Origin of the sequence: Microcystis sp. M109S1, from assembly GCF_020247025.1 — a bacterium.
Taxonomy (GTDB): Bacteria; Cyanobacteriota; Cyanobacteriia; order Cyanobacteriales; family Microcystaceae; genus Microcystis.
Genome location: NZ_JADBRW010000214.1, coordinates 1 through 8,467 on the forward strand (window position 1 = coordinate 1; position 8,467 = coordinate 8,467).

8 protein-coding genes are annotated in these 8,467 nt (G+C 44.6%); 4 read left to right on the forward strand and 4 right to left on the reverse strand.

Annotated elements, in window-relative coordinates:
• Positions 1-483: 483 nt before the first annotated feature.
• The gene (locus IM322_RS10780; protein ID WP_287673063.1) at positions 484-1,203 is read right to left on the reverse strand and encodes a biliverdin-producing heme oxygenase; all 720 of its coding nucleotides are present in this window, start codon (positions 1,201-1,203) and stop codon (positions 484-486) included.
• A gap of 801 nt (positions 1,204-2,004) precedes the next feature.
• Between IM322_RS10780 and rpaA the strand changes: the two genes are divergently transcribed.
• Positions 2,005-2,745: a two component system response regulator RpaA gene (gene rpaA / locus IM322_RS10785; protein WP_286824351.1), complete on the forward strand. Its 741-nt coding sequence runs from the start codon at positions 2,005-2,007 to the stop codon at positions 2,743-2,745.
• Positions 2,746-2,902: 157 nt separating this feature from the next.
• On the opposite strand, the gene IM322_RS10790 is transcribed toward rpaA, so the two are convergent.
• Both IM322_RS10790 and ylqF read right to left on the reverse strand, forming a co-directional pair.
• Positions 2,903-4,387: a glutamate synthase subunit beta gene (locus tag IM322_RS10790; RefSeq protein ID WP_287673065.1), complete on the reverse strand. Its 1,485-nt coding sequence runs from the start codon at positions 4,385-4,387 to the stop codon at positions 2,903-2,905.
• A 161-nt stretch (positions 4,388-4,548) separates the two neighbouring features.
• Complete coding sequence (gene ylqF / locus IM322_RS10795; protein WP_287673067.1) at positions 4,549-5,388, reverse strand: ribosome biogenesis GTPase YlqF; 840 nt, start codon at positions 5,386-5,388, stop codon at positions 4,549-4,551.
• Positions 5,389-5,495: 107 nt separating this feature from the next.
• On the opposite strand from ylqF, the gene IM322_RS10800 reads away from it, so the two are divergent.
• A complete protein-coding gene (locus IM322_RS10800) occupies positions 5,496-6,038 on the forward strand; it encodes an NUDIX hydrolase (RefSeq protein WP_287673068.1) in 543 nt (180 codons plus the stop codon).
• A 132-nt stretch (positions 6,039-6,170) separates the two neighbouring features.
• Positions 6,171-7,112, forward strand: coding sequence for a hypothetical protein (locus IM322_RS10805; protein ID WP_287673071.1), 942 nt, complete (start codon positions 6,171-6,173; stop codon positions 7,110-7,112).
• A gap of 127 nt (positions 7,113-7,239) precedes the next feature.
• Here the strand turns inward: IM322_RS10805 and IM322_RS10810 are convergent, their stop codons facing one another.
• Positions 7,240-8,181: a TIGR04168 family protein gene (locus IM322_RS10810; protein WP_287673069.1), complete on the reverse strand. Its 942-nt coding sequence runs from the start codon at positions 8,179-8,181 to the stop codon at positions 7,240-7,242.
• Positions 8,182-8,291: 110 nt separating this feature from the next.
• Here IM322_RS10810 and IM322_RS10815 point away from each other — a divergent pair.
• The coding region (locus IM322_RS10815; RefSeq protein ID WP_287713202.1) for a helix-turn-helix domain-containing protein at positions 8,292-8,467 on the forward strand (176 nt) is incomplete at its 3' end.

Sequence of the window (8,467 nt, forward strand, 5' to 3'; positions counted from 1 at the left end):
GACAAGCTTTTCTGAACGGAACCCCCTAAGCCGAGTTTTCAAGGTGCTGTCCGCCCACTTGGTTTTCGAGACGGTCTTTTTAATTCTAACGTAAAGCCAACCTAGAACGGCGGGGTTTCCCACCCAAAATTTTCGATGATCAGATACACCCGAAGGCAGTGTGATGACCTGATCAACCCTGACATTTTTGCTGACGAAAATGTGGTCAATGGGAATTTTTAGAGCCTGTTGCCAATGATCGAGATGGGATAGCGATCGCGCTCCGTCAGCGTAAAACCAGGTTGGATTGAGTCCATGCCCTAGATTGACACTGCGTAATGGCGTGAGCTTTTGTCGAACGCTCAGCCGAACGGGTGTGGGGAGAGGGGAGAATAAATCAAAAAAGCAAAAATATAACGGATAACTCCGAAATTCAGATAATAATCATGGCTAACCATTACCCCAATTCTAGAATTATCCGTTTTTTTTAGGTTTTCTTGACTACTATTCGGCGGTAGCCAATCCAGTTTCGGTGCTGCCGGTGCTGCGACGACGGGTAAGAGTATTAAAGAGCATAATTCCGATCGCTTTGATCAGATTACCTTCCAACTCTTGGAACATTTTCATGTTCATGCCAAAAGCGGCGTTAGCTTCGGTGACAATGCGATCGGCCATGGCTTGCTCCACGGGTAAATCGTCGAGGGTTTGACGATAGTGGTTTTTATAGGCTTTTTCGTCGGGAATATCTTTAAAATCATAGAAAGCCGTGCCACCAGTTTCCAGATTCATCGCTTTTTCGGCGATTTTTTTCAAGATTTGCCCCCCGGACAGATCGCCGAGATAACGGGTATAGGAATGAGCGACTAATAATTCGGGTTCTGTTGTGGCGATTTCCCGAATCCGGTCAACGTAGGCTTGACCTGCGGGAGATAAAGCGATCTCGTTGCGCCAATTGGGACCATAATAAAAATATAAATCCTGTTCCAGCGCATTTTTGCGATTGAGTTCAGGAAAACAGATTTTAGAAACGACGGGATGACTAGGAAGTTTTTCCATCTCCTCCTCCATGGCCGAATAGACGAAGTAGAGGTTAGCCACCAGTTTGCGATAGGAAGTTTTTTCTACCACACCTTTGAGAAAACACTTGACAAAACCGACGTTTTCTGCCATGGTGTGGGATTTTTTCGTGCCTTCCCGCAGTTGAGTTGATAAATTAACGCTCATATTATGATCACCTGTTGGGATGAGTAGAATGGATCGGGTTGGTTACAGATGCTTACTAAAACCGCCTATTTTGGTAGATTAAACTGAATTGATCGGTAATTTTATTAAGAATTTTTACAGTGCCGCCGGGGGAGCTTAGGGGAGAAATTTAGCTCTAGAAGGACTTTCAGTCCGGTTGAAACCGATATCGATCGAGATGGCGCAATTGTAAAGATTAGTGAAAAACGGCTCCCTAGTTGATCTTGGTGAGAGAGAGGGTGTAATCTAGCGCCAATATCAATTCTCGACCAAGACTGTTCACACTTCTTAGAAATTCTTAACATTCAGGAGACTTATCGAAAATTTGGGTTGAAAACCCCGTCCTTTTAGGACGGCTTTAAGCTACAATGGAAAAAGCGATAACCAAGCTAAAAACTGAACCTTGACCACAGATAGTAGGGGGTTTCGTTCAGAAAAGAAGTCAAATTCGGCCTTGAACGAGTAAAACTTTCTAGGAAATAAGGTTGAACAGGAGATTTTTTCGACTTGTTCAAAGTGGCCGGAGGGCATTCGGACAATCAAAACGGACGTGGAGGAAGGCATAAGACTACCGCTAAGGTAGCAGCATCCTGTGAAGCGTCAACCCCATTCAACGACCATCCTAAAAAGGTGGCGTGGTGAGGAATCACCGCTCGTTTACGGCGGTGAGGATGTCAAGTTGTGCTAAACTCAAGCCCTTGAGAGACAAAGCCCTAGTTGCGATGTCAGCGAGAACACATTTAGCAACTCCCTACCCAAACCCTTAGTCATAACACTCTGGTAATGCCCCGAATACTTGTAATCGATGATGATCCTGCGATCGCGGAATTAGTCTCCATCAACTTGGAGATGGCGGGTTATGACGTTAATCCGGCAGAGGACGGGATTAAAGGCCAGGCCTTGGCCGTCCAGTTACAACCCGATTTAATCATGCTGGATTTAATGCTGCCCAAAGTCGATGGTTTTACTGTCTGTCAGCGTTTGCGACGAGATGAACGCACGTCCGACATCCCGATTTTGATGCTCACAGCCTTAGGACAAACCCAAGATAAAGTGGAAGGTTTTAATGCGGGTGCTGATGATTACCTGACCAAACCTTTCGAGGTGGAGGAAATGTTAGCTAGGGTGCGCGCCCTGCTTAGACGCACCGATCGCATTCCCCAAGCCGCTAAACACTCAGAAATACTCAGTTTTGGACCTTTAACCCTTGTTCCCGAACGTTTTGAAGCGGTCTGGTTTGACAGTGTGGTCAAGTTAACCCATCTAGAATTCGAGTTACTCCACTGTCTTCTCCAACGTCACGGTCAAACCGTTTCCCCTAGTGATATTCTCAAGGAGGTCTGGGGATACGATCCCGATGATGATATCGAGACTATTCGCGTTCATATTCGCCATCTGAGAACGAAACTAGAACCCGATCCCCGTCATCCTCGCTATATTAAAACCGTTTACGGTGCGGGTTATTGTCTGGAGTTACCCACCAATGAACAGTTGGTGCTTGATTCATCGGTGGCAACGGTTTAAACAGGGAGCGATTGTCTAGATAGGCAATAGGGACAATTGTTTCCTCGCTCCTCCTGTTCAGATTGAGAGGGTTTGACCGGCGGTTGGGTTTTGATGGCTATGGCTGAGGCCTCTTTTTGGACATGACTATAACAAGGGGAAAACAGTAACTACTGGTTTAAGGTAAGTCCGTCGCCCCCATCAAAAAGCGATCGCATTCCCTGGCAGCCCCGCGACCTTCATTAATCGCCCAAACCACCAAACTTTGACCACGACGACAATCCCCTGCTGCAAAGACTTTCGGTAAGCTAGTGGCAAATTGACCGTGTTCGGCCTTGATATTGCTGCGGGCATCCTTTTCTAAGCCTAAATCATCGAGTAAAGGCTGTTCTGGTCCCAAAAATCCCATGGCCAATAGAACCAATTGCGTCGGGATGACTTTTTCTGTTCCTGCTACCGGTTGGGGGATAAACTGCCCTTTTTCGTTGCGTTGCCATTCCACCTGTACCGTGTGAATCCCTGTGACGTTGCCCTCGCTATCCCCCTCGAATTTAGTCGCCGTGGTGGTATAAACCCGGGGGTCATCGCCAAAACGTGCGGCCGCTTCCTCTTGTCCATAGTCCATACGGTAGATTTTCGGCCATTCGGGCCAGGGATTATCGGCGGCCCGTTCTCGGGGCGGTTGCGGCATGATCTCTAATTGGGTGACGCTACGGCAGTTATGACGCAGGGAAGTCCCCACACAGTCGGTTCCCGTGTCGCCACCGCCGATAATTACCACGTCTTTACCCGCGGCCGAGATAAAATCCTCCCCGGGCTGTCCGTCTAATAGTGCCTTTGTATTAGCGGTGAGAAACTCCATGGCGAAGTGAATGCCCTTTAATTGGCGACCTTCGATGTTTAAATCCCGGGGTTTGGTGGCCCCGGTACAGATAACGACGGCATCGTATTCGTTTAATAGGTCTTGGGCGCTGATATCCTTGCCCACTTCCGTGCTACAGACCATTTTTACCCCTTCCTGTGCGAGTATCTGGAGACGACGCAGAACCACTTCTTCCTTATCTAACTTCATGTTGGGGATACCGTACATTAACAGCCCCCCGGGACGATCGGCCCGTTCATAAACTGTCACCCAGTGACCGGCTTTATTTAACTGGTCGGCGGCCGCCAATCCCGCAGGTCCTGAACCGATGACGGCCACTTTTTTGCCGGTACGGATTGCGGGGGGATTGGCAGTAATCCAACCGGATTCCCAACCTTTGTCGATAATTGAACATTCAATATTTTTGATCGTAACGGGGGGATTATGAATACCGAGAACACAGGAACCCTCACAGGGAGCGGGGCAGACTCTACCGGTAAATTCGGGGAAATTATTGGTTTTATGAAGGCGATCGAGGGCTTCTCGCCACAATCCTCGATAGATTAAATCATTCCATTCGGGAATCAGGTTATTAATCGGGCAACCACTGGCCATGCCACTAATGAGCGTTCCGGTGTGACAAAATGGTGTACCACAATCCATACAACGGGCGGCCTGATTGCGGAGTTTATCCTCAGGCATGGGAAGATGAAACTCATCCCAATTATGAAGGCGATCGAGAGGGGTAAGTTCGGAAGGAAGTTCACGCAGGAATTCGATAAAGCCAGTCGGTTTGCCCATAGTCTTTTTTGTCTCTGTCGTTTATTCCCTATCTTCCTTCAGGGTTCGATCGATCCTGGCAACTTTACCGATTTCTTTAATCTTATCGGCAGCTCAGTGGACTAAAAGGCGGTAATTTTGACAAATTCGGGAATTAACTATTGAGTTAAAAACAGGCGATTTCAAGAGGAAGGGGGCAATTCTAACGGGATAGCCCCGATTATTCCCTTACGAAAATCATTGAGTAACTGCATGGCTGCCCTTTCTTTATCTTCTTGATATTTGAGATTGGCCAATTTTTCGATAAAATCTTCCCCGGTCATGTCTAGAGTATTCAACCCGTAACGAGATTGTAAAAGTCCTTCATACTGTAATTCTATTAATAAATCGACAAAAGCCGCCGCTATCCTTTGGTTATCATAACCAGCATCGCCAATGTCCTCACAGATGGCTAATTTCACCGCATCCCTTTGATTATCTAAACGGGAAGGGATCACCCCCGGCGCGTCTAATAATTCTAAGGTGTCGGAAATTCTTACCCATTGTAATTGTCGCGTTACTCCGGCCCTGCGGGCGCTGGCGACGACTTTTCGCCCTAATAAACGGTTAATCAGGGCAGATTTGCCCACATTGGGAAACCCGATCACCACGGCGCGCACTGGACGCGGTAACATTCCTCTTAGTTGGCGTTTTTGGTTAATTTCATCGCCAATTTTTTCCGCCGCTTTGATAATTGCTTTAACTCTTTCTCCCTGTTTAGCGTTAGTAAAATAGACGGGTTCTCCTTGACTTTTAAACCATGTTACCCATTGTTGATGGGCAGATTCGGGAATCATATCGAGACGATTTAAGATTAACAAGCGCGGTTTATTGCCAATCCAATCGTCCACCTGCGGATGATGGGAAGCTAAGGGAATGCGAGCATCGCGCACTTCTAAGACCACATCCACGAGTTTAAGATGTTCCTTGAGTTTTCTTTCCGCTTTGGCAATATGACCGGGATACCATTGAATTAACGACATGGGAGATGGGAGTATAAAATTAAATTTTATCAGGAATAGTCCCTAGATAGCTATAATTATCTGAGAAAAAGTTTAGTAATTTCACTGCAATTATCACAGGATTGTCGATGACTAATTTAAAAAAATGGCAAATTATTAAATCCGAGCTAGTTTTTCAGAATCGTTGGTGTCAAGTCCGTCAAGACGCGGTTAAGTTATCCTCTGGACAAGTTATCGATGATTATTTCGTTAATATTCGTCCTGAAATTGTTTTAGTTGTTCCAGTTACTGGGGATAATCAATTGGTTTTTGTCCGTCAATATCGTCACGGAGTTAAGGAAATTTTATTGGAATTTCCCGCTGGAGCAGTAGATGCGGGTGAAGATAATATTACTGCGGCAGCGCGTCGGGAATTCGAGGAGGAAACCGGTTATCAAAGTGATTCTCTAATACCTCTGGCTGTTTTGTACGATAATCCCGTTAAAGATACTAACAGAATTCATATTTTTTTGGCTCTTAATTCTACTCCTACAGGTCAACAAAAGTTAGATATTACCGAGGAAATTGAAGTTATTATTCGACCTTTACAGGAAATTAATCCGCAGGAAATTACCGTCTCTGGTAGTTTAGCCGCTTTCTATCTAGCGAGGGATTTTTTAAAGCAAAATTAAGAGGGTTTTAGTTGAAATTTCCCCACTACCCCACTTCCCGCTCTCCTACCTCTGCGCTTTTCTCTACTGTTTGAACAGGATTTGTATTACTTTAAGTTTTATTTTTTTCACTTGTCTATGAGTAATTTTTTGATGATTGCTGGCTTTATTCTATCAGCTTATGCGATTGTTGCCAACGATTCCCTACAAACTTTAGGGACTTTTTTAAGTGCCAATGAAGAACGTCCCTGGTGGATTTTATGGCTGTACACCAGTATGATCTTAGCCTCGATTTTTATCGCTGGTTGGTATATTAATCAGGGAGATGTGGCTTATAATCGACTAGAAATGATTCCCTTCCCAGAAACTTTTACTTGGATTTATATCGTTCCTCCCTTAGCAATTTTAATTCTCACCACTTGGGGAATACCTGTGAGTACAACCTTTTTGGTTTTAACAGTTTTTGCTCCCCAATCTCTAGATGAAATGTTAGTTAAATCCGCTTGGGGTTATGCTATTGCTGTTATAGTGGGGTTAGTAATCTATCGAATTATTTATCAATTAGAAAACTTTTTCCTAGAAACAGTTAATAAAGAACCTCAAAAAATCTGGGTAGTTTTACAGTGGTTATCCACCGGTTTTCTCTGGAGTCAATGGTTAATGCAAGATTTTGCTAATATTTTCGCCTATCTTCCCAGAAAGTTAGGGGCAACATGGTTAGTTTTATCTCTAACAGTTATGCTACTCCTGCAAACCATCATTTTTATTAATCACGGGGGTCAAATCGAGAAAATTGTCACTAGCAAAACTAACGCCCATGATCTGCGTTCTGCAACAATTATTAACTTAATTTATGGACTAATTTTACTGTTTTTTGTTAGCTATAATCATATTCCCATGAGTACCACTTGGGTATTTTTAGGTTTATTAGGAGGTCGAGAAATTTCTCTGACTTTAACCAGAGAAAACCCTAATTTAGCCGCCACGGGTAAACTGGTTTTAGGGGATGCCTTGAAAGCTTTTATCGGTATGATTGTTAGTGTTGCTATCGCTCTTGCTTTACCTCTAATCGCTCAAAAAATTAACTATCTATAGGAAGTGGGGAGCTTTTTTCAGTTATCAGTAATCAGTGAACAGTAATCAGTGAACTGAACACTCATATCTGATAACTGATATTAGTGATTGTACCGCATAAGATTAATAAAAGGTCTATTTTCAAAACTTAAGAATAACAAGATTGGGGAGATAGGCGATCGATTGATGACCCGGAGTGATAAAGTTTTCTATTACTGATAATCTCGAAATTATCGTTCAACCAGATTAAAGATGCTTCTGTGACTAGACCTTCTTCAAGAGTGACTAGGGAAAAATTGCGAGATTTACCCGTATCGGAGTGGAGAATGCGAGGGACACTAGCAGCATTCAAGTAAACGGTTCCCATTTCGGAAGTGACCACTGGATTGCGTAAACGGGAAGTGGTATGACGGAGACGGTGGTGCATATGACCGAAACTGACGAGAGGAACCTGTTTTCCTAATAGCTGTGCTTGTGCGATGGCCGCTGCTAAATCTGGGTCCCCGTGGTCCCCTCCCAAAGGTTGCCAATCGCGACCACAGATAGCTTCCGCTTCCTTTCCCAGTCCGGCCGGACCATTGTGACCTAAAAAAATCAGGTTATTATAGGCAGTATCTTGAATATTAGCGATAATTTTGGCGGTAGATTCGGCAAAATTGCTGATATTATAGCGTTCTTGCAAAAATTCTCCATTTTTCCACTCGGAACCCCCCCAAGTAAAGGGACGACCCCCAACAATCGAAAGCTGTAAACCGGGTAGGTCTAGTTTTGAGTAACCCACATGAGCAACCCCTAATAATTCTAACTGGGCGGTGACACGATCTTCTTGATCGCGATCGTAGGGACATTGTTTTCGTCCCCAGGGGGTGGCGCTATACCAAGCGTCATGATTACCGAGAATAACGGCTTTTGGTAAGGACAAACTAGCAATCCGACCGACAATTTCTAGGGATTCATTGCCAAAATCACCGACAAATAGGGCTAAATCGACTTGTAAAGCTTCTAGAGCTAAATTATCTTCTATTTCCCATTGGTCGTGAACGTCACCGATGACGGCGATTTTATAGGTGCGAGGGAAAGAACTTACCATTACCGGTTATTAACTATCATCGAAAATTTGGGTCTGAAACCCCGTCGTAGAACGACGGCTTTACCGTTAAATATTAGCACATTTACGGAATATATGCTAAAATGCTCCCCATGGAGAAAGCCTATTCTTACCGATTTTACCCCACACCCGAACAAGAGTCGCTATTGCGGCGCACCTTGGGCTGTGTAAGATTAGTTGACAATAAAGCTCTCCATCTCAGAACACAAGCATGGTACGAAAGACAAGAAAGAGTAGGATATGCTGAAACTTCTTCAATGCTAACCGA